Annotated in this window: 15 protein-coding genes and 1 pseudogene; 13 read left to right on the forward strand and 3 right to left on the reverse strand. The window is 63.3% G+C overall.

Features of this window, described 5'->3' with window-relative positions; all coding sequences use genetic code 11:
* Positions 1 to 105: 105 nt before the first annotated feature.
* Positions 106 to 1,209, forward strand: coding sequence for a suppressor of fused domain protein (locus CKW09_RS07290; protein WP_061797704.1), 1,104 nt, complete (start codon positions 106 to 108; stop codon positions 1,207 to 1,209).
* Between the two features lie 27 nt (positions 1,210 to 1,236).
* Positions 1,237 to 1,764, forward strand: a complete 528-nt coding sequence (locus tag CKW09_RS07295) for a cysteine hydrolase family protein (protein WP_095096388.1) — start codon at positions 1,237 to 1,239, stop codon at positions 1,762 to 1,764.
* Between the two features lie 33 nt (positions 1,765 to 1,797).
* Here CKW09_RS07295 and CKW09_RS07300 read toward each other — a convergent pair whose 3' ends face one another.
* Positions 1,798 to 2,673, reverse strand: a complete 876-nt coding sequence (locus tag CKW09_RS07300; protein WP_061797701.1) for an NAD(P)-dependent oxidoreductase — start codon at positions 2,671 to 2,673, stop codon at positions 1,798 to 1,800.
* A 291-nt stretch (positions 2,674 to 2,964) separates the two neighbouring features.
* Between CKW09_RS07300 and trpS the strand changes: the two genes are divergently transcribed.
* On the forward strand, positions 2,965 to 3,972 hold the full coding sequence (trpS, locus tag CKW09_RS07305; RefSeq protein WP_061797700.1) for a tryptophan--tRNA ligase: 1,008 nt from the start codon (positions 2,965 to 2,967) through the stop codon (positions 3,970 to 3,972).
* A 41-nt stretch (positions 3,973 to 4,013) separates the two neighbouring features.
* Here trpS and CKW09_RS07310 read toward each other — a convergent pair whose 3' ends face one another.
* Both CKW09_RS07310 and CKW09_RS07315 read right to left on the reverse strand, forming a co-directional pair.
* Entirely contained in the window at positions 4,014 to 5,372 is a 1,359-nt protein-coding gene (locus CKW09_RS07310; protein WP_061797699.1) for an MFS transporter, read from the reverse strand.
* Positions 5,373 to 5,597: 225 nt separating this feature from the next.
* Positions 5,598 to 6,503, reverse strand: coding sequence for a GntR family transcriptional regulator (locus CKW09_RS07315; protein WP_061797697.1), 906 nt, complete (start codon positions 6,501 to 6,503; stop codon positions 5,598 to 5,600).
* A 140-nt stretch (positions 6,504 to 6,643) separates the two neighbouring features.
* Between CKW09_RS07315 and CKW09_RS07320 the strand changes: the two genes are divergently transcribed.
* The 10 genes and pseudogenes from CKW09_RS07320 to urtA all read left to right on the forward strand — a co-directional run bounded on the left by CKW09_RS07320 (position 6,644) and on the right by urtA (position 19,745).
* On the forward strand, positions 6,644 to 7,666 hold the full coding sequence (locus tag CKW09_RS07320) for a zinc-binding alcohol dehydrogenase family protein (RefSeq protein ID WP_061797695.1): 1,023 nt from the start codon (positions 6,644 to 6,646) through the stop codon (positions 7,664 to 7,666).
* A 132-nt stretch (positions 7,667 to 7,798) separates the two neighbouring features.
* A complete protein-coding gene (phnC, locus tag CKW09_RS07325; protein ID WP_095096391.1) occupies positions 7,799 to 8,632 on the forward strand; it encodes a phosphonate ABC transporter ATP-binding protein in 834 nt (277 codons plus the stop codon).
* 45 nt (positions 8,633 to 8,677) lie between these two features.
* A complete protein-coding gene (gene phnD / locus CKW09_RS07330; RefSeq protein WP_061797692.1) occupies positions 8,678 to 9,610 on the forward strand; it encodes a phosphonate ABC transporter substrate-binding protein in 933 nt (310 codons plus the stop codon).
* A gap of 70 nt (positions 9,611 to 9,680) precedes the next feature.
* On the forward strand, positions 9,681 to 10,544 hold the full coding sequence (phnE, locus tag CKW09_RS07335) for a phosphonate ABC transporter, permease protein PhnE (protein WP_061797690.1): 864 nt from the start codon (positions 9,681 to 9,683) through the stop codon (positions 10,542 to 10,544).
* Complete coding sequence (gene phnE, locus CKW09_RS07340) at positions 10,544 to 11,440, forward strand: phosphonate ABC transporter, permease protein PhnE (RefSeq protein ID WP_095100051.1); 897 nt, start codon at positions 10,544 to 10,546, stop codon at positions 11,438 to 11,440. The genes phnE (CKW09_RS07335) and phnE (CKW09_RS07340) overlap by 1 nt, the downstream gene beginning before the upstream one ends.
* A gap of 121 nt (positions 11,441 to 11,561) precedes the next feature.
* Complete coding sequence (locus CKW09_RS07345; protein ID WP_061797688.1) at positions 11,562 to 12,026, forward strand: YehS family protein; 465 nt, start codon at positions 11,562 to 11,564, stop codon at positions 12,024 to 12,026.
* Between the two features lie 204 nt (positions 12,027 to 12,230).
* The gene (gene atzF / locus CKW09_RS07350) at positions 12,231 to 14,060 is read left to right on the forward strand and encodes an allophanate hydrolase (protein WP_061797687.1); all 1,830 of its coding nucleotides are present in this window, start codon (positions 12,231 to 12,233) and stop codon (positions 14,058 to 14,060) included.
* 2 nt (positions 14,061 to 14,062) lie between these two features.
* Entirely contained in the window at positions 14,063 to 17,686 is a 3,624-nt protein-coding gene (uca, locus tag CKW09_RS07355; protein ID WP_095100054.1) for an urea carboxylase, read from the forward strand.
* Positions 17,687 to 17,728: 42 nt separating this feature from the next.
* On the forward strand, positions 17,729 to 18,433 hold the full coding sequence (locus CKW09_RS07360) for a GntR family transcriptional regulator (RefSeq protein WP_095096394.1): 705 nt from the start codon (positions 17,729 to 17,731) through the stop codon (positions 18,431 to 18,433).
* Positions 18,434 to 18,476: 43 nt separating this feature from the next.
* Positions 18,477 to 19,745, forward strand: a pseudogene (urtA, locus tag CKW09_RS07365) (urea ABC transporter substrate-binding protein).
* The last annotated feature ends 27 nt before the right edge of the window (positions 19,746 to 19,772 follow it).

A 19,772-nucleotide genomic window follows, 5' to 3' on the forward strand; every position in this document is an offset into this window, starting at 1 on the left:
TTTACGGGTGATTCGGCCAGTAATGCGCTTTACACTTGGGAAAAGCCAAATTCCATTTTAGCGCGCAGCACACTTTTGCCTGCGCCCTGACCCTATTGAGGTGATATGAACGAGTCATACGTACTTGCTGAAGTCAGTAATGAGAACCAGACGCTGGTCGCGGTGGTTCAGCAAGATCATCGGGCAGCTTATTTCTATATCTACCCAACCGAAGAAACCGGCGAACGTTTTCAGGTGCGCGCCTGTTGGCTGCGCAACCTGGCCGCCGCGCCGCTGCAGGAAGATCGCGCCGCGCTGGAACAGGGCCAGCCGCCGATGCTGGCGGCCGAGTTTTGCCGCAACCTGGAGGGGGAAGCGCCGCTCAATCCCGAAGGATTGATGGTGGTGTGGACCGAAAGCGACGACGGCGCCGCGCTGTGGTACTACGGCCAACTGTTGGCGGTGATCCCCGGCTGGAGCCTGTATATCGATCATTCGGTGTGCTATTCCGCCAGCTGCATCAAGGAAAGCCCGCTGGCTTATCCGCTCGGTTCGGCGTCCACCAATACCCAGTACGCGCTGGCGGAAAACACCCGTCAATTCTGGCGCAGCTGGCAGCGGGAAGAAGGCAACCCCTGGCCGAAAATGCAGAGCGACTATCAGGCGCGTTACGAACCGCATTTTGGTCCGTCGGTAAAATACTACGCCATCGATCAGGGCAAATGGCCGCCGATGGCCATCACCCAGCATGAGCGCGACGGCATCTATTATTTCCTCACCATGGGCGTCAGCATTCGGCCGATGCCCTGGGTGGAAATCCTGTTCAACGACGACGCCTCGCGCTATCGCCGCATGGAAATGGGCATCGCCATCGACAGCCAGTATATGACCGAAGACAACGCGGTGCAGATGGCCAGCGCGCTGGCCGGCTTCGCGCATGCGCCCTGGGCCAGGCTGACCTGGTTCGGCGAGGGGCATACGCTGGAGTCCGAAGTGGCGCCGCTGGGCTACGCAGGCTATGTGTTATCGTCGTCGTTTTACCCGTACCACGAGCATCTGACGCTGCCGAAGCAGTATGGCGACCCGGTGAATATCTTTTGGGCCAGCCCGGTGTTCGAAGCCGAACGCCAGCTGGCGCAGGCCACGCCGAACGGCGGGCACGATCTGATCGGCAAGCTGCGCGAACAGGGCGTCGATCATATCTTCCGCCCGCGGCAGCCGGTATGCTGAAGCGGTCTTTTTAAGCGAGGAAACGTCATGAAGTCAGCGCTGTTGGTCATCGATGTGCAAGAGGGATTGTTCACGCCACCGCCGGCGGACGCCGGGGCGGTGGTGGAGCGTATCAATCGGCTGAGCGCCGGCGCCCGCAAGGCCGGCGCGCCGGTGATTTTCATTCAGCACCAAACCGCGCACCAAGAGCTGCCTCACGGCAGCGACGCCTGGCGGCTGCACGCCGGTCTGCAGGTGGAGGAGGGCGATCATCGGGTGGAGAAAACCACGCCGGATTCGTTCCTGCGCACCCGCCTCGGGCCGCTGCTGATCGCCAACGGCGTCTCTCGGCTGGTGATCTGCGGCTACTCCACCGAGTTTTGCGTCGATACCACCACCCGCCGCGCCGCCGGTCTCGGCTACCCGGTCACGCTGGCGGCGGACGCCCACACCAGCCACGACAAGCCGCACGCCAGCGGCCGGCAGATCCGCGAGCACCATAACGCCACGCTGTCGAACATCGAGAGCTTCGGCGTGGCGATCAATGCGCTGCCGACGGCGGACGTCCGCTTCTGACGCCGACGGGCCCGGCTTGCCGGGCCCGTCGCTTTACGCCAGTCCCGCTCTTCGCGCCGCCACCTTGGCCAGCGCCGCCCAGTCCAAATCCGCATCGCCCTGCGCCATCGCGTCGAGGAAGTTATCCTTCAGCACGCCGGCGAACGGCATCGGCGTATGGCTATTGGCGCCGGCTTCCAGCGCCAGCCCGACATCCTTCAACCCCAGCGCCAGTTTAAAACCGGCCGGCGAATATCGCTCCGCGGCGATCAGCGCGCCGTAGCCCTGGTAGGCCGGCGAGGCGAAGGCGGTGCTGGTCAGCATCTGCAGGTAGTCGGCGCTGGAAACCCCGTAGTTGCGCACCAGCGCGCTGCCCTCCGCCATGGCCTCGATGGCGCTGGCCAGCGTGAAATTGGTGGCGATCTTGACGATGTTGGCCTGTTCGGGGCGCTCGCCGAAATGCCAGGTTTGCTGGCCGAGCGCGTCGAACAGCGGCTGCACCTGCGCCAGCAGCCGCGCATCGCCGGCCGCCAGGATGTTCAGCTTGCCGGCGGCGGCCACGTCGACCCGGCCGAGCACCGGCGCGGCGACGTAGCCGACGCCGCGCTCCTGGTGTTGGGCCGCCAGCCGCCTGGCCAGCTCGACGGAGACCGTCGCCATATTGATGTGGGTGGTCCCCGGCCTGAGCCGCTGCAGCAGCCCGCTGTCCACCACCACCTGCTGGGTGGCGGCGTCGTTGGCCAGCATGGTGATCAGCACCTCCACCTCGGCCAGCTCTTCGGGCCGCTGCGCCTGCAGTGCGCCGGCGGCGACCAGCGGTTGCGCCGCCTGCGGCGAACGGTTCCACACCTTCAGCGCAAAGCCCGCCCGCAACAGGTTGGCCGCCATGGCGCTGCCCATCCCTCCCAATCCGGCAAATCCGATCTTCATCACGCGTTCCTTTTTCAGGTTGAGTCCCTTCACCCTAGCGCGCCGGGCCAGGAACGCCAGCGCCGGAATGTAACGCTTTCTTAACCGACTCGGGCGCCACCGTTGACATCATTATCGATTGGGGTATACCTTAGTCGCATGAATACGCCCCTGCTTTCCCTCCATAGCCAGTCATGGTGGCGCCTCTACTGAGGCGGCACGGGTATTCACATCTATTTTCAATGCCGCCGGTTCGGGCGGCATTTTTTATTGCGTTGATCCGGCGGTGTATTTACCTTCAGGAGCAAGGCAATGAGTTACACCATTCTTACCGGCGATCGCGCCACCGGCCCTCTGCATTTAGGTCACTACGTCGGCTCGCTGCGCCAGCGGGTTGAGCTGCAGCATCAGCATCGGCAAACGGTGATGGTGGCGGATCTGCAGGGGTTGACCGACAACGGCAGCAACCCGCAAAAAATCAGCGCCAACGTGCTGAACGTGGTGGCGGATTATCTGGCGGTGGGCATCGACCCGCTGAAAACCACGATCTGCCTGCAGTCGGCGCTGCCGGCGCTGACCGAACTGACCCTGTACTACCTCAATCTGGTCAGCGTGGCGCGGCTGGAGCGCAATCCGACGGTAAAAAGCGAAATCGTCGAAAAAGACTTCGCCCGCAGCCTGCCGGCCGGTTTTCTGATCTATCCGGTCAGCCAGGCGGCGGACATCACCGCGTTTGGCGCCACCCACGTGCCGGTCGGCGCAGATCAACTGCCGATGCTCGAACAAACCAATGAAATCGTGCGGCGTTTCAACCACGTCACCGGCCAGGCGGTGCTGACGGAGTGCCGTCCGCTGCTGAGCAAGGTCGACCGCCTGCCGGGGCTGGACGGCCGGGGCAAGATGTCGAAATCGCGCGGCAACGCCATTGCGCTGGGCGCCGGCGCCGACGAGGTGCACCGGGCGGTGATGAGCATGTACACCGATCCCGGCCATGTGCGCGTCAGCGATCCCGGCAAGGTGGAGGGCAATATGGTGTTCACCTACCTGGACGCTTTCTGCGAGGACGCGGCGCTGGTGGCGGAGCTGAAGGCGCACTATCGCCGCGGCGGGTTGGGCGACGTGAAGATCAAACGCCTGCTGGAAGACTGCCTGCAAAGCCTGCTCGAACCGATCCGCACCCGCCGGGCGGATTTCATCGCCGACAAGGGCGAGCTGCTGCGGGTGCTGCAGGAGGGCACCCGGCGCGCGCATCAGGTCAGCCAGCGGACGCTGGCGCAGGTTAAAGCGGCGCTGGGGCTGGATTTCTTTGCGCTGGATTGAACGCCGCTCCCGCCAAGCGGGGAGCGGGCCTTGGGGGAGCGTCAGGCTGCGCCGTCGACGATCGGGTGTTTGACCACGAAGACATACGACAGCGCGCCGATGACGGTGAAGCATGCGCACAGGGTCAGCGCCAGGCTGAAGGAGTGGGTGGTATCCAGGATCCAACCGGTGATCACCGGCGCGAACGAGGCGAAGATAAAGCTGGCGAAGTTCTGGATGCTGCCCACCGACGCGGTCATGCGCGAGGTCACCGCGACGTGGATCAGCCCCCAGCAGGAGGTGCCGGCAAAGTGGATGCAGAACAGCGCCATGCCGATCAACAGCACCGCGCTGTAGGTGGTGGTCGCCTGTGGGACCACGGCGGTAAAGGAGGCCGAGAGCAGCATGCCGGCCACGATGCAGATCTTGCGGCTTTTCAGCGGCGCCATGCCGCGGCGCACCAGAAAGTCGGTCACGAAGCCGTTCGACAGCATGCCGGCGGCGCCGAACAGGAACGGAATGGCGCTCATCAGGCCGGTGCTTTTCAGGTCCAGGTGGTAGGTGGTCTGCAGGTAGCCGGGCAGCCAGGCCAGATACAGCCAGGCGGTGTAATTGATGCCGCTGAAGCCGATCATCATGCCCCACATGGTGCGGTTTTTGAACAGCGCGCGCCACTCGCGGAAGTTCATCGGCTCCGGCCGCGCGCTGACGCTGCCGGCGTTCAAATAGGCCTGTTCCTGGGCGCTCAGGCTAACGTCCCGGCGGTTGCGGTACAGCATGTACCAGCCGATCGACAGCGCTATCCCCAGCACGCCGATGGTGATGAACATGCCGCGCCAGCCGAAGACCAGCATCATGGCGGTGAGGATTGGCGGGCTGATCGCCAGCCCGATGGTGGAGGCGGCATTGAAAATCCCCATCGGCATGCCGCGATCCTTGATGTTGAACCAGTCGTTGATCACCTTCACGCCGCAGGGGTTCATCGGCGCTTCGCCGATCCCCAGGCCGATGCGCACCCAGATGAACTGGGTGAAGTTGTGGATCATGCCGGACAGCGTCTGGAATACCGACCAGACGAACATGCCCAAGCCCAGCATGATGCGCGGTCCCTTGCGATCCAGCAGCGGCCCGCAGGGCAGTTGGGCGATGCCGTAGGCCAATGAGAACGCCGACAGCAGCAGGCCGATCTCGGTGCCGCTCAGGCCCATTTCCTCACGAATGGTGGAGTTCGCCACTGAGAGCGAGCTGCGGTCCAGAAAGTTAATTATTGCCGCCATAAATAACAGCAGCATGGCCGTGGTTTGAATTTTCTTTATTTTCGCCGAGCGGACCAGCATGCCGGCCGGCGGCATCGGGATCGGGCCGGCCGAATAAGGATCGGCCGCTTCTTTTCCGCGGTTAATGGCGCGACTTCTTTCCATCTTGTCCTCCAGAATTTCGCATTAATAATATTTATTATTCCGGGTATTCCCCTGGACGGTGTGTTGACGAGGGCAGTAGCAGGTGTTCGGCAGTAAGCCTAGATGGCGAAATATATTGGCTGGCGGTTTTGTCGCGGTTCCGTGCGGCGGCCGGTATTTTGCTGCTCTTTATCGGTTTTAAATGACGCAGGGGTGTTTTTTATCGATAAAAAACACCCCTGCGGCTCAGGCGCCGGCCTGATTTATCGAGCGGATCATCGACTGTTTGGCGGTGTCCAGATGGCGGTGCAGACCGCTGATGGCTTCCTGATCGTTGCGGCAGATCAGCGCGCTGAGGATGGTCATGTGTTCGTCGATCGCCACGATATTCCTTTGCTTCAGGTCGGTTTCGTCCCACTGGTAGTGGAAATGGAAAATCACCGAAATGATCTCCAGCGACTGGTTGAAAAACGGATTGTTGGCGGCGGACAGGATCAGCCGGTGGAAGTCGCGGTCCAGCTGCGAGAAACGGCGATAGTTGTCGCTGATGTTTTCCCGCAGCTGGCGGTGACGGCTCAGCAGCTCTTTGGCCTGCAGCCAGCGCTCGTCGTGCCCCGGCAGATTGATAAAGTGGGAAAGGGCGTGCGTTTCCAACATCTGGCGCAGCTCGAACAGCTGCTCGGCGTAGCGCCGGTCAAACTTCTTCATGCTCCACTGCCCGCGCCTGACGCTGTCGATCAGGTTGTAGCGGCTGAAGTGCAGCAGGAACTCCCGCACCACCACCGGGCTGACGTTGACCGCGCGCGCCAGCTGCAGCTCGCTGAAGGCGTCCCCGGCGCGCAGCTGCTTTTGATTGATCATCTGATAAAAGGCTTTTTCGAACTTTTTTCCCTGCTCGTCCAGCGACAGGCTTTGGCAGTCGAAACCGTCCTCCGCCTGCGGCCGGCGTACCACGACATAGTCGTCGCCGACCTTTTCCAGTACGCCGCGCTGGAAGAAATGCGCCAGCGCATGGCGCACGGTGGTGCGGCTGATATTGTACATCTCGGCCAACGCCGCCTGGGAAGGCAGCGGTGAACCAAGGTGGCCGTTGCTGATGCCGTCGATCATCTGGTTAACCACATTGTGGCGCAGGTTCTGGGTTCTGCTCATGCTGAGTCTCGGGTGTTTTTTATCTATTTAAAACCAATTTAAAGCGGTTTATTTTGTCGTCCCTCACAGATTTTTGTTGCGGCGCGAAGCCCGGCGGTTTTTTTATTTAATAACGTTCTTACCGAGCAAAAGGGGACGTTATGAAAACAATGAAGGTATTAGTGTGCGAGCAACCGACGGAATTGCGCTATCGCCAACGCCCGCTACCCGTTGCCGCTGCGGGCGAAGCGGTAATAAAGATGATTGCCGTGGGAATTTGCGGAACCGATATTCACGCCTGGTCCGGTCAGCAGCCTTTCTTTAGTTACCCGCGCGTTTTGGGCCATGAAATATGCGCCGAGATTGTCAGCCTCGGCGATCAAACGGCCGGCTGGCGAGTGGGCCAGCGCGTCGCGGTGATCCCTTATCTTTCCTGCCGCCGCTGTGGCGCCTGCCTGAGCGGCAAGACCAACTGCTGCGAGAACATTTCGGTGATCGGCGTGCATCAGGACGGCGCTTTCTGCGAGTATCTCAGCGTGCCGGCCGGCAACCTGCTGGCGGTGGACGACGTGGCGCCGGAGGCGGCGGCGCTGATTGAACCGTTCGCCATCAGCGCCCATGCGGTGCGCCGCGCGGCGCTGTCGCCGGATGAGCACCTGTTGGTGGTCGGCGCCGGGCCTATCGGCCTGGGCGTGGCGGCGATAGCCCAGGCCGACGGCGCGCGGGTGGTGGTGGCCGACACCCGCCCCGAACGGCGGCGGCATGTCGAACAGGTGCTGGGGCTGCCGACGCTCGATCCGGCGGCCGACGGGTTCGATGCGGCGCTGCGCGGGCAGTTTGACGGCATGCTGGCGGCTAAAGTGATCGACGCCACCGGCAATCCGCAGGCGATGAACAACGCCGTCAATGTGATCCGCCACGGCGGCGGCATCGTCTTTGTCGGGCTGTTCAAAGGCGACCTGCGGTTCTCCGACCCGGAGTTTCACAAAAAGGAGGCCACCCTGATGGGCAGCCGCAACGCGACGGAAGAAGACTTCGTCAAGGTCGGTCGCCTGATGGCCGCGGGGCGGCTCACCGCCGGGATGATGCTGTCGCATCACTTTGAGTTCGCCACCCTGGCGCAGCATTACGAAGCGCAGGTGATCAATAACACGGCGTTGATTAAAGGCGTTATTCGCTTTTAATCCCCGGTTGTCCTCCGGCTGGGGGAGCGCGACACGCGTCATTTCCCAGCCATAAAACCATCATCCAGATGTCATAAACTTATTCGTTAATAGGTGCCCATAATGATTAGCCACTGAAATCAGAGAAATCATATGGCTCAGGCACTGTTAAAACTTGCACAAACCGACTTTCCAGGGCAGCAACCGCTATCGACACGCAAGGTCTTGTCGGTAAAAGGCTTGGGCAAAGCCTATAAAGCGCAGCAGCGGGTGCTGGACGACATCAACTTCGATCTGCACGCCGGCGAGTTCGTGGCGGTGATCGGGCGCTCCGGCGCCGGCAAATCCACCCTGTTGCACACCCTGAACGGCACCATCCCTTCCAGCTGCGGCGAGATGCTGCACTTTGAAGACGACGGCGTGGCGCAGGACATCGCCCAGCTTTCCGCCCGCCAGATGCGCCAGTGGCGCGCCCGCTGCGGCATGATCTTCCAGGATTTCTGCCTGGTGCCGCGGCTGGACGTGATGACCAACGTGCTGCTGGGCCGCCTCAGCCATACCTCCACCCTGAAGTCCTTCTTCAAACTGTTCGACGACGCCGACCGCGCGCGCGCCATCGAGCTGCTGCAGTGGCTCAATATGCTGCCGCATGCGCTGCAGCGCGCCGAGAACCTGTCCGGCGGGCAGATGCAGCGGGTGGCCATCTGCCGCGCGCTGATGCAGAACCCCAAAATTCTGCTGGCCGATGAGCCGGTCGCCTCGCTCGATCCCAAAAATACCCGCCGCATCATGGATGCGCTGCAGAAAGTCAGCGAGAACGACATCGCGGTGATGGTGAACCTGCACTCGGTCGAACTGGTGCGGGAATACTGCACCCGGGTGATCGGCATCGCCCAGGGCAAAATCGTGTTCGACGGGCATCCGTCGCTGCTGAACGAAAGGATCCTGCACCAGCTGTACGGCGAGGAAGCCAATCAGATCCATTGATTCACTTTTACCTTCACTTTTACCTTTTACACACAAGGCATCGTAATGAAAAAAGTACTGAGTCTGACCCCCCTGATGGCCGGCGCGATGATGGTATTTAATGCTGCCGCGGCGGATGCGCCGAAAGAGCTGAACCTGGGCATTCTCGGCGGGCAAAACGCCACCCAGCAGATCGGCGATAACCAGTGCGTGAAGCAGTTTCTGGACAAGGAGCTGAGCGTCGACACCAAGCTGCGCAACTCTTCCGACTACTCCGGCGTGATCCAGGGCCTGCTGGGCGGCAAGATCGATCTGGTGTTGAGCATGTCGCCATCTTCCTTTGCTTCGGTGTACATCAAGGATCCGAAAGCGGTGGATATCGTCGGCATCGCGGTCGACGACGTCGACCAGTCGCGCGGCTATCACTCGGTGGTGGTGGTCAAAGCCGGCAGCCCGTACCAGAAGCTGGAAGATCTGAAGGGCAAGGCCATCGGCTTCGCCGATCCGGACTCTACCTCCGGCTTCCTGATCCCGAACCAGGCGTTCAAGAAGCTGTTCGGCGGCACGGTCGACAACAAATACGACAACGCCTTCTCCAGCGTGACCTTCTCCGGCGGCCACGAGCAGGACATCCTCGGCGTGCTGAACGGCCAGTTTGAAGGCGCGGTGACCTGGGCGTCGATGATTGGCGACTACAACACCGGCTATACCAGCGGTGCCTTCACCCGCATGATCCGCATGGATCACCCGGACCTGATGAAGCAGATCCGCATCATCTGGCAGTCGCCGCTGATCCCGAACGGCCCGATCCTGGTGAGCAATGCGCTGCCGGCCGACTTCAAGGCCAGGGTGGTTACCGCCATCAAGAAGCTGGATAAAGAAGACCACTCATGCTTTATCAAGGCGATGGGCGGCAAACAGCACATCGGCGACACCACCCTGGCGGAATACCAGAACATCATCGATATGAAACGTGAACTGACCAAAGGCGACCGTTAATTCCCGACCTTGCGTCCTCCAAGGGGCCCGGCGCGCCGGGCCTCTCGTGCCATAAAGATGGAAGACTATTTTGAATAGCGATTTTGCACAGTATTACCAACGGATCCGCGGCAAGCAAAAGCGTGAAGCGCTGCTGTGGTCGCTGGGGCTGGCGGCGCTCTATCTGGGCGCCGGCAACCTCGCCGAGTTCAACCTGCACACCGTCTGGCTGTCCATGCCCCACTTCTTCGACTACCTGGCGGAAACCGTCCCGACGCTGCACTGGCGCCTGCTGTTCGCCGACGGCCATACCGAAGGTTCGCTCGCCTACTGGGGTTATCGCCTGAATATCCAGCTGCCGCTGATCTGGGAAACGCTGCAGCTGGCGCTGGCGGCGACCATTCTGTCGGTGATGGTGGCCGGGGGGCTGGCGTTTTTGGCGGCCAACAATACCCACAGCCCGGCGTCGCTGCGCTGGGGCATTCGCACGCTGGTGGCGTTTTTGCGCACCATGCCGGAGCTGGCGTGGGCGGTGATGTTCGTGATGGCGTTCGGCATCGGCGCCATTCCGGGCTTTCTGGCGTTGGCGCTGCACACCATCGGCAGCCTGACCAAGCTGTTTTATGAATCGATTGAGACCGCCTCCAACAAACCGGTGCGCGGGCTGGCGGCCTGCGGCGCCACGCCGCTGCAGCGCATGCGTTTCGGCCTGTGGCCGCAGGTGAAGCCGGTGTTTTTGTCCTACAGCTTCATGCGGCTGGAGATCAACTTTCGCCAGTCGACCATTTTGGGGCTGGTGGGGGCGGGCGGCATCGGCCAGGAGCTGATGACCAATATCAAGCTCGACCGTTACGATCAGGTCAGCATGACGCTGCTGCTGATCATTCTGGTGGTTTCGCTGCTGGATTACGCCTCGGGCGAATTGCGCAAGCGGGTAGTGGAGGGGAAAAAATGATGTCAGGGCCTGCGGTGTCGGCGGCAACGCTGCACCAGTTGAAGCAACAGCATCCGGAGATTTTCTCCCAGCAGCGGCGCTACCTGCGCACGCTTGGCGTGGTGGCGGCGGCGATCGCGCTGTATTACCTGTTTTTCTTTCAGTTCTTCGGCATTGCCTGGCCGCAGTTCATCAACGGTTGCCAGCAGCTGGGGCGTTACTTCGTGCGGATGTTCGTCTGGCATGATTTCGCCAACTGGCCGTTCATGTACTACTTCCAGCAGATCGGCATCACCATCGCCATCGTGTTCGCCGGTACCTTGACCGCGTCGCTGATTGCGCTGCCGCTGTCGTTCTTCGCCGCGCGCAACGTGATGTCGACGCCGCTGTTGCGGCCGATATCGCTGGTGGTGCGCCGGCTGCTGGACATTTTCCGCGGCATCGACATGGCGATCTGGGGGCTGATTTTCGTGCGCGCCGTCGGCATGGGGCCGCTGGCCGGGGTGCTGGCGATAGTGATGCAGGACGTCGGGCTGCTGGGCAAACTGTACGCGGAAGGGCACGAGGCGGTGGACAAGTCCCCCAGCCGCGGCCTGACGGCGGTCGGCGCCAACGGCCTGCAGAAGCACCGTTACGGCATTTTCACCCAGTCGTTCCCCACCTTCCTGGCGCTCAGCCTGTACCAGATCGAATCCAACACCCGCTCCGCCGCGGTGCTGGGCTTTGTCGGCGCCGGCGGCATCGGCCTGGTGTACGCGGAGAACATGCGGCTGTGGAACTGGGACGTGGTGATGTTCATCACGCTGATCCTGGTGGGTGTGGTGATGATTATGGACAAGCTGTCGTCGATGCTGCGCAATAAGTACATTATCGGCGAAGATATCCCGCTGTATCGGCAAAAAAGCCAAATCGATTGAGAAACCCCTTGCCGATCCCTATACTGCCGCACATATTCCAAGTATGGCGGGTATAGGGCGTGTTTTTCGGTTCACACTGCGCGCCTCTTCCCGGTTTACAAGCTAAAGGCAATTTAACTCCATGATTAACAACGATGTGCTGCGCAGCGTGCGCTACATGCTGAGTATTAACGACGCGAAAATGGTCGAGATTATCAAACTGGATAATTTCGACGTCGAGGTCTCGGCGATGGGCGCTTACGTCATCAAAGAAGGCGAACCGGGGTTTGAAAAGTGCCCGGACGAAGTGATGGCGCATTTCCTGAACGGCCTGGTGTTTTTCAAGCGCGGCAAGGACGACAAATTCCCGGCGCCGGAGATTGAGCTGCCCATCACCAACAACCTGGTGCTGAAAAAGCTGCGCGTGGCGTTCGAGCTGAAAGACACCGATATGCATCAGATTTTCACCGCGGTGGATTTCCGTATCTCCAAGCCGGAACTGAGCGCGCTGTTCCGCAAAGAAGGCACCAAAAACTACCGCCCGTGCGGCGATCAGATGCTGCGTTATTTCCTCAAGGGGCTGGCGCAGCGCATTCGCGGCGCCTAAACCCCCCTCATCCCATCAGGCGCCGTCGCGAGACGGCGCTTTTTTTTTGCACTCTTTTTGTCCGGCCGCTGCGCGCCGCTGGTGCAGGTTTTTTACTTTCGCGTCATAAGTTTTAATTATAATTTATTGAAATCATGAGATTAAAAACTGGCACGCCGGTTGCTCTGTTGAATCCCATCTTGTGTACCAGATGGAATTCAACCCATGACTCAGCCTGTTGATCTCTGCGGTTTCACCCTCGGTGAATGGCAACACCATTATCAAACGTGCCCGGCGGGCGAACGGCTCGCCGGCGTGCGATCCGCGCTGGAGGCGTTGGCCGCCGGCCTGAGCCTGAATGACCGCGCCTGGCTGTATCTGGCTACCCCGGAACAGCGGGAAAGCCAGTATCTGCAGCTGGCGCGGCGGCTGGAAGCGGTCGCCGGCGATCTCAGCCGGTTGCCGTTGTTCGGCGTGCCCTTTGCGGTAAAAGACAATATCGACGTCGGCGGCTGGCCAACCAGCGCCGCCTGCCCGGCGTTCAGCTATCGGGCGCAGGCGGATGCCGCCGTGGTGGCCAACCTGTGCGCCGCCGGCGCGGTGGTGATGGGCAAAACCAACCTCGACCAGTTCGCTACAGGGTTGGTCGGCACTCGCTCGCCGCACGGCGCAGTGGTCAACAGCTTCGACGAACGCTACGTCAGCGGCGGCTCCAGCTCCGGCTCCGCTTCGGTGGTGGCGCGCGGCCTGATGCCGTTTGCTCTGGGCACCGACACCGCCGGCTCCGGGCGCGTGCCGGCCGGTTTCAATAATATCGTTGGCCTGAAGCCGACCAAGGGCTGGTTGTCCAACCGCGGCGTGGTGCCGGCTTGCCGGCTGAACGACGCGGTGTCGGTGTTTGCGCTGACGGTGGCCGATGCGGCGCGAGTGGCCGAACTGGCGGGCGGCTTCGACGCCGCAGATCCTTACTCCCGTTGCAACCCGAACGGCGCGCCGGCGGATATTCCCGCCGCGCCGCGCTTCGCCGTGCCCGATCGGCTGGAGTTTTTCGGCGACGAGCAGGCCGAGCGGGCATTTCACCGGGCGCTGGCTCAGCTGCAGCGCGGCGGCGCCACGCTGGAACCCATCGACTTCACGCCGTTTCGCCAACTGGCGGAGCAGCTCTATTACGGCCCCTGGGTGGCGGAACGTACCGTCGCGGTCGAGGCGATGTTGCAAAACAACCCCCAGGCCATCGATCCGGTGGTGCGCGGCATCGTCAGCAACGGGTTGGCGTACAGCGCCTGCGATGCCTATAAGGCGGAATACCTGCGCGCCGAACTGGCGCGGCAAATCGCGCAGCGGCTGGCGCCGTTCGACGCGCTGGTGGTGCCGACGTCGCCGACCATCCGCACCCTGGCTGAGATGGCCCAGGAGCCGGTGCTGTTCAACTCGCAGTTCGGCACCTACACCAACTTCACCAACCTGGCGGATCTGAGCGCGCTGGCGCTGCCGGCGCCGCTGCGCGAAGACGGCCTGCCCGCAGGCATCACCCTGATTGCGCCGGCCTGGCATGACCGGGCGCTGGCGGCGTTCGGCCAGCGCTGGCAGCGCCGGCAAAACCTGCCGCTCGGCGCCACCGGGCGGGCACTGCCGCCCGAGCCGGCGGCGACACCCTCGACGCAGCATGTGCGGGTGGCGGTAGTGGGCGCTCACCTTAGCGGCATGCCGCTCAATTTCCAGCTGACGCAGCGCGCTGCGGTGCAGGTCGAGCAGACCCTCACCGCGCCGTGCTACCGGCTGTACGCGCTGGCCGATACCCAGCCGCCGAAGCCGGGTCTGGTGCGCGACGCGCAGGGCGCGGCCATCAGCGTCGAACTGTGGGATATCCCGCTGGCGCGCTTCGGCGAGTTCGTGGCCGAAATTCCGGCGCCGCTGGGCATCGGCACGCTGCTGCTGGCCGACGGCCGTCGGGTGAAGGGTTTTATCTGCGAACCCTGGGCGCTGGCAGGCGCCACGGATATCACTGAGTTTGGCGGCTGGCGCGACTATCTCGCCAGCGTTAAGGGGGCATGAACATGTTTACTACCGTATTGATCGCCAACCGCGGCGAAATCGCCTGCCGCGCCATCCGCACCCTGAAGCGTCTCGGGGTGACCAGCGTGGCGGTTTACTCCGACGCCGACCGCAATGCGCCGCACGTGGCCGAGGCCGATCGGGCGGTGGCGCTCGGCGGTGAAAAAGCCGCCGACAGCTATCTGCGCATCGACAAAATCCTGGCCGCCGCGGCCGCCACCGGCGCCCAGGCGATCTATCCCGGCTACGGTTTTTTGTCCGAGAGCGCCGAATTCGCCGACGCCTGCGCCGCGGCGGGCATCGCCTTTATCGGCCCGACGGCGGCGCAGATCCGCGAGTTCGGCCTGAAGCACCGGGCGCGCGAGCTGGCGGCGGTGGCGCAGGTGCCGATGACGCCGGGCACCGGCCTGCTGGACAGCGTGGAGCAGGCGGTCGACGCCGCTGCGCGCATCGGTTATCCGGTGATGCTGAAAACCACCGCCGGCGGCGGCGGTATCGGCCTGACGCGCTGCGATGACGAGCCGGCGCTGCGCGACGCCTACGACAGCGTAAAACGGCTCGGTGAGCAGTTCTTCCGCGACGCCGGCGCCTTTATCGAACGCTTTGTCGATAAGGCGCGCCACGTTGAGGTGCAGATCTTCGGCGACGGCCAGGGCCGGGTGGTGGCGCTGGGCGAGCGCGACTGTTCGCTGCAGCGCCGCAACCAGAAGGTGGTGGAGGAAACCCCGGCGCCGAACCTGCCGGCGGCGACCCGCCAGGCGCTGCATCGGGCGGCGGTCACGCTGGGCGAGTCGGTCGACTATCGCAGCGCCGGCACCGTAGAGTTCATCTACGACGGCGCGCGCGACGAGTTTTACTTCCTCGAGGTCAACACCCGCTTGCAGGTGGAGCACCCGGTCACCGAAATGGTCACCGGCCTGGACCTGATTGAATGCATGCTGCAGGTGGCGGCGGGCGATGCGCTGGACTGGGCGGCGCTGCAGCGCGCGCCGCAGGGGGCGGCGATCGAGGTGCGCCTCTACGCCGAAGATCCGCTGAAAAACTTCCAGCCCAGCCCCGGCGTGCTGACCGAGGTGCATTTCCCCGCCGGAGTGCGCGTCGACGGCTGGGTGGCGACCGGCAGCGAGGTGTCGGCATTCTACGACCCGATGATCGCCAAGCTGATCGTGCACGGGGACGACCGCCGGCAGGCGCTGGAGAAGCTGAGCGCGGCGCTGGACGCTACCCGTCTGCACGGCATCGCCACCAACCTCGATTACCTGCGGCAGGCGATCGCCACGCCGCAATTCACCGCCGGTGAAGTCTGGACCCGCATGCTGGACGGCTTCAGCTTCCAGCCGCACTGCGTCGAAGTGCTGCAGCCCGGCACCTACAGCAGCGTGCAGGACTACCCCGGCCGCCTCGGCTACTGGGATATCGGCGTGCCGCCGTCGGGGCCGATGGACGACTTCGCCTTCCGGCTGGCGAACCGCATCGTCGGCAACCATCCGGACGCCGCCGGGTTGGAGTTTACCCTGCAGGGGCCGACCCTGCGCTTCCACTGCGACGCGGTCATCGCCCTGACCGGCGCCGATTGCCCGGCCGATGTGGATGGCGAACCGGCGGCCTACTGGCAGCCGATCGCCATTCGGGCCGGCCAGGTGCTGACGCTGGGGCGCGCCACCCACGGCTGCCGCACCTATCTGGCGGTGCGCAACGGGTTCGACGTGCCGGTTTATCTCGGCAGCCGCTCCACGTTCGCCCTCGGCCAGTTCGGCGGCCACGCCGGCCGCACGCTGCGGGTGGCGGACATGCTGGCGATCGGCCAGCCGGCGCTGGCGGCCAGCACCACTCCGGCGCCGATCGCCGCGCCGCAGGCAATGGACGCCAGCCTGATCCCGCACTACGACAGCCTGTGGAATATCGGCGTGTTGTACGGGCCGCACGGCGCGCCGGATTTCTTCACCCCGGCGTCGATCGAGCGGTTTTTCGCCGAAGAATGGCAGGTGCACTACAACTCCAACCGCCTCGGCGTGCGGCTGGCGGGGCCGAAACCCGACTGGGCGCGGCAGGACGGCGGCGAAGCCGGGCTGCACCCGTCCAACGTGCACGACTGCGAGTACGCGATCGGTTCGGTCAACTTTACCGGCGATTTCCCGGTGATCCTGACCCGCGACGGGCCGAGCCTCGGCGGCTTCGTCTGCCCGGTGACCATCGCCAAGGCCGAGCTGTGGAAGGTCGGCCAGGTCAAACCGGGCGATCGCATTCGCTTCCATCCGATCGGTTTCAAACAGGCGCAGTCGCTGGAGCAGGCGCAGCTCGGCAGCATTGAAGCGCTGGCGGCGGTGAAGGCCATCACCTTGCCGGCGCCGGACCTGACGCCGGCGGCGACCGTTTCCGCCGCGGTGCTGGCGGCGTTGCCGGCGGCGGAAGGGCGCCCGGCGGTGGTCTACCGCCAGGCGGGGGACGGTTACATCCTGATGGAGTACGGCGACAACCTGCTCGATCTGGCGCTGCGCCTGCGCATCCACCTGCTGATGCAGTCGCTGCGTCAGGAGACGATCCCCGGCGTGGCGGAGCTGGCGCCGGGCGTGCGTTCGCTGCAGATCCGTTACGACAGCCGGGCGATCGGCCAGGCCGATCTGCTGCAGCGCCTGCTGGCGCGCGAGCAGGCGCTGGGCGACGTCAGCCAGCTGAAGGTGCCGACGCGCACCCTCTGGCTGCCGATGGCGTTCGAGGACGGCGCCACGCTGGGCGCGGTGGAACGCTATCAGCAGACGGTGCGCTCATCCGCACCCTGGCTGCCGAACAACGTCGATTTCATCCAGCGCATCAACGGGCTGAGCAGCCGAGAACAGGTGCGCGACATCATCTTCGACGCCAGTTACCTGATCCTCGGGCTGGGAGACGTTTATCTCGGCGCGCCCTGCGCGGTGCCGATCGACCCGCGCCATCGCCTGCTGAGCTCCAAATACAACCCGGCGCGCACCCACACCGCCGAGGGCACGGTCGGCATCGGCGGCATGTACATGTGCATCTACGGCATGGATTCGCCGGGCGGCTATCAGCTGGTCGGGCGCACGCTGCCGATCTGGAACAAATTCCTCAAGAACCCGCAGTTCAGCGCCGGTGAACCCTGGCTGCTGCGCTTCTTCGACCAGGTGCGTTTCTACCCGGTCAGCGAACAGGAGCTGGAGGCGCAGCGGGAAGCCTTCCGCGAAGGGCGCGCGCAGGTGCGCATCGAGGACAGCGAGTTCGACTTCGCCGCATACGCGCGTTTTCTGGCGGACAACGCCGCCGACATCGCCGATTTCCAGCGGCGGCAGCAGCAGGCCTTCAGCCACGAAGTGGCGCGCTGGCGGGCCGATGAGGACGAAGCCGAAGCGCAGCTGCTGCCGCCGGATGACGACGAAGAGGAGATTGACGGCTATCTGGTCAGCGCCGATCTGAACGGCAACGTATGGAAGATCCTGGTGGAGCCGGGGCAAAGCGTGGCGGCCGGGCAGCCGCTGATCGTGGTCGAAGCGATGAAGATGGAGCTGGCGGTCACCGCGCCGCGCGCCGGGGTCGTCAAGCGCATCGGCTGTCAGCAGGGGCGGCCGGTAGGGCCGGGGGATGCGTTGCTGTGGCTGGAACACGCCGGTTGATAACGGCGGGCGCGGCGGGCCGCGCCCGCGGAGAGGGTAACCATGCAAATCACCAACAATCGCGGTAAAGCGCGGCCGGAAGGGCTGGCGGAGCGCATTTACCTGCAGCTCAAGGACGACATTTTCGATTTTCAACTGCTGCCGGGCGATCGCTTCAGCGAGAACGAGGTCGCGATGCGCATGCAGGCCAGCCGCACGCCGGTGCGTCAGGCGCTGTTCCGGCTGGAGCGCGAAGGCTATGTCGAGGTGCATTTCCGCAGCGGCTGGCAGGTGCGGCCGTTCGACTTCGCCTATTTCGAAGAGCTGTACGACCTGCGCATCGTCCTGGAGCGCGAAGCGGTGGCCAGGCTGTGCGCCCGCACCGAGACGCCGCCGGCGTTGGCGGCGCTGGGAAAATTCTGGACCGACGATCCGCGCCTGGCGGACGGCAAGGCGGTTTCAGTGCACGACGAACAGTTCCATATGGCGCTGGTGGCGGCGGCGGGCAACGGCGAAATGGCGCGCATCCACCGCGATCTGACCGAGAAGATCCGCATCATCCGCCGGCTGGATTTCACTCAGGGCGCGCGGGTCGACGCCACCTATAACGAACACGCCGCCATCCTGCGGGCGATCCTGCAACGCCAAACCGGAGAGGCGCAAACGCTGCTCACGCAGCATATCGCCGTCAGCAAGGCCGAAGTACGAAAAATAACCCTGCATATGTTGCACCAGGCGCGATCGCGACAACCTGATCGCGCGGAGTGAATTTTCGCTATCCATTTTTTCACACACATCAGGAGTTTGAATTATGCAACGTCGTCACTTCATAAAAGTTTTTGCGCTGTCCGCCAGCGTGCTCGGCATGGGGATGGCCTGGAGCGCGCAGGCCGCCGACACCATCAAGGTCGGCATTCTGAGCTCGCTGTCCGGCACCATGGCCATCTCCGAAACGCCGCTGAAGGACGTGGCGCTGATGACCATCGACGACATCAACGCCAAGGGCGGGGTGTTGGGGAAAAAATTGGAGCCGGTGGTGGTGGATCCGGCCTCCAACTGGCCGCTGTTTGCCGAGAAGGCGCGCCAGCTGCTGAGCCAGGACAAGGTGGCGGCGGTGTTTGGCTGCTGGACTTCGGTGTCGCGCAAGTCGGTGCTGCCGGTGTTTGAGGAGTTGAACGGGCTGCTGTTCTATCCGGTGCAGTACGAAGGCGAAGAGATGTCGCCGAACGTGTTCTACACCGGCGCGGCGCCGAACCAGCAGGCGATCCCGGCGGTGGAATACCTGCTGAGCGAAGACGGCGGCTCGGCCAAGCGTTTCTTCCTGCTGGGCACCGACTATGTCTACCCGCGCACCACCAACAAGATCCTGCGCGCCTTCCTGCACAGCAAGGGCGTACAGGATAAAGACATCGAAGAAGTTTAAACCCCGTTCGGCTACAGCGATTACCAGACCATAGTGGCGAATATCAAGAAATTCTCCGCCGGCGGCAAAACCGCGGTGATCTCCACCATCAACGGCGATTCCAACGTGCCGTTCTACAAAGAGCTGGCCAATCAGGGCCTCAAGGCCACCGACGTGCCGGTGATCGCTTTCTCGGTCGGCGAGGAAGAGCTGCGCGGCATCGACACCAAACCGCTGGTGGGCAACCTGGCGGCCTGGAACTACTTCGAATCGGTGGACAACCCGACCAACAAGCAGTTCGTCAGCGAATGGAAAGCCTACGCCAAGGCGCACAACCTGCCGAATTACGCCACGGCGGTGACCAACGATCCGATGGAGGCCACCTACGTCGGCATCCATATGTGGGCGCAGGCGGTGGAGAAGGCCGGCACCACCGACGTCGACAAGGTGCGCGCAGCGATGGCCGGGCAGACCTTCGCCGCGCCGTCGGGCTTCACCCTGACCATGGATCAGACCAACCACCACCTGCACAAGCCGGTGATGATCGGCGAAATTGAAGGCAACGGCCAGTTCAACGTGGTGTGGCAGACCGATGCGCCGGTGCGCGCCCAGCCGTGGAGCCCGTACATTGCCGGCAACGACAAAAAGCCGGATCACCCGGTAAAAGGCGGCAAGTAACAGCCGCCATCCCGCGTTAACGCAATG

Source organism: Serratia ficaria, assembly GCF_900187015.1.
Lineage (GTDB): Bacteria > Pseudomonadota > Gammaproteobacteria > Enterobacterales > Enterobacteriaceae > Serratia > Serratia ficaria.

What these genes read in the sequence shown, in the direction of transcription:
- CKW09_RS07290 (WP_061797704.1), top strand. Translation starts at nt 106, where the DNA reads ATGAACGAGTCATACGTACTTGCTGAAGTCAGTAATGAGAACCAGACG.
- CKW09_RS07295 (WP_095096388.1), top strand. Translation starts at nt 1,237, where the DNA reads ATGAAGTCAGCGCTGTTGGTCATCGATGTGCAAGAGGGATTGTTCACG.
- CKW09_RS07300 (WP_061797701.1), bottom strand. Translation starts at nt 2,673, where the DNA reads ATGAAGATCGGATTTGCCGGATTGGGAGGGATGGGCAGCGCCATGGCG.
- trpS (WP_061797700.1), top strand. Translation starts at nt 2,965, where the DNA reads ATGAGTTACACCATTCTTACCGGCGATCGCGCCACCGGCCCTCTGCAT.
- CKW09_RS07310 (WP_061797699.1), bottom strand. Translation starts at nt 5,372, where the DNA reads ATGGAAAGAAGTCGCGCCATTAACCGCGGAAAAGAAGCGGCCGATCCT.
- CKW09_RS07315 (WP_061797697.1), bottom strand. Translation starts at nt 6,503, where the DNA reads ATGAGCAGAACCCAGAACCTGCGCCACAATGTGGTTAACCAGATGATC.
- CKW09_RS07320 (WP_061797695.1), top strand. Translation starts at nt 6,644, where the DNA reads ATGAAAACAATGAAGGTATTAGTGTGCGAGCAACCGACGGAATTGCGC.
- phnC (WP_095096391.1), top strand. Translation starts at nt 7,799, where the DNA reads ATGGCTCAGGCACTGTTAAAACTTGCACAAACCGACTTTCCAGGGCAG.
- phnD (WP_061797692.1), top strand. Translation starts at nt 8,678, where the DNA reads ATGAAAAAAGTACTGAGTCTGACCCCCCTGATGGCCGGCGCGATGATG.
- phnE (WP_095100051.1), top strand. Translation starts at nt 10,544, where the DNA reads ATGTCAGGGCCTGCGGTGTCGGCGGCAACGCTGCACCAGTTGAAGCAA.
- CKW09_RS07345 (WP_061797688.1), top strand. Translation starts at nt 11,562, where the DNA reads ATGATTAACAACGATGTGCTGCGCAGCGTGCGCTACATGCTGAGTATT.
- atzF (WP_061797687.1), top strand. Translation starts at nt 12,231, where the DNA reads ATGACTCAGCCTGTTGATCTCTGCGGTTTCACCCTCGGTGAATGGCAA.
- uca (WP_095100054.1), top strand. Translation starts at nt 14,063, where the DNA reads ATGTTTACTACCGTATTGATCGCCAACCGCGGCGAAATCGCCTGCCGC.
- CKW09_RS07360 (WP_095096394.1), top strand. Translation starts at nt 17,729, where the DNA reads ATGCAAATCACCAACAATCGCGGTAAAGCGCGGCCGGAAGGGCTGGCG.